The organism is Anaerosporobacter sp. (assembly GCF_965301125.1).
The window spans coordinates 1-1,256 of the sequence record NZ_CBDLAM010000140.1; the positions used below are offsets into that span (position 1 = coordinate 1).

Below are 1,256 nucleotides of genomic sequence, written 5' to 3' on the forward strand. Positions count from 1 at the left end.
GTATTGGTACGGGTGCAACGCACCTCGTACCCCAACACTTGACAAAGAGCCTAACTTCATAACGACCAAAAACGCTATGTAGAAATCATATTATGAATTTCTTACATAGCGTTTTTCTTAGTTTTCAGTTGTATCAATACTTTCTTCCATATTAGAATTCATCTCTAAGCTAGAAATATCATCTACAGATTCTTCTTCATCATCGATTTCTTCATCAGCTTCATCAAATCCACCATTCATTGTGAATTCTATCAGTTCCCAGATTTCATCTCTACCTTGTTTTGTTACAGAGGAAAATGGAATAATTGGTGTTCCTTCTACTGTATTCAACCCTTTGCGGATCATTTTAACATGCTTATCTTTCTGGCTACGATTAATCTTATCTAACTTTGTAGCTATAATAACTGGATTATAACCATTATGGACAATCCAATCATACATATTCTTATCATTAGCTGAAGGTTCATGACGAATATCAACTAACAGGAAGATAATACGAAGTTGTTCTGATGTACGAAGATACTTCTCAATTAACTTTCCCCATTTTTCTTTTAATGCTAATGAAACTTTGGCATATCCGTATCCTGGAAGATCTACAAAATACACCGCCTCATTAATATTATAGAAGTTTATGGTTTGTGTCTTACCTGGTTGCGATGATGTTCTTGCATAAGCTTTACGATTCATCAACGCATTAATAAGTGAAGATTTACCTACATTTGATTTCCCAGCAAAGGCAATCTCGACTTTATCATTCTTTGGTAGCACACTTGTTACACCACATACGGTTTCCAAGTTTACACTTTTTATATGCATAGTTACTCCCATCTATACACGCCTACATTCGTGTATAATTTTACTAATCTTATTTCAGACCTATTGGTATCTATTTTACAAGAGCATATGATAATACTTCTTCCATTGTATCTACGAATTTAATATCAATTCCAGAAACAATTTCTTTTTCTAGTTCTTCTATATCACTCATATTTTTCTTAGGTACAAGAACTAACTTAACTTTTGCCGCTTTCGCTGCTAAGATTTTTTCTTTCAAACCACCAATTGGAAGAACTCTGCCTCGAAGAGTAATCTCACCAGTCATAGCTATATCTGCACGAACCTTAGTACCAGTAATTGCTGATAACATTGCTGTTGCCATTGTTATACCTGCTGATGGTCCATCTTTAGGTACAGCACCTTCTGGAATATGAATATGAATATCATTCTTTGCAAAGAAATCTTTATCAATTCCATAT

General features: G+C 34.2%; 2 protein-coding genes. Both read right to left on the reverse strand.

Going from position 1 to position 1,256, the window contains the following annotated elements:
- Positions 1 to 117 precede the first annotated feature (117 nt).
- Positions 118 to 816 (reverse strand): ribosome biogenesis GTP-binding protein YihA/YsxC, encoded by a 699-nt coding sequence (gene yihA, locus ACW2QF_RS14125; protein WP_455716650.1) that lies wholly within the window; start codon positions 814 to 816, stop codon positions 118 to 120.
- 70 nt (positions 817 to 886) lie between these two features.
- A partial coding sequence (locus ACW2QF_RS14130) for a S16 family serine protease (RefSeq protein ID WP_455716651.1) occupies positions 887 to 1,256 on the reverse strand: 370 nt, incomplete at its 5' end.

Excerpts from the sequence above, each read along its gene's own strand:
- yihA (WP_455716650.1), bottom strand. The coding sequence starts at position 816 with ATGCATATAAAAAGTGTAAACTTGGAAACCGTATGTGGTGTAACAAGT.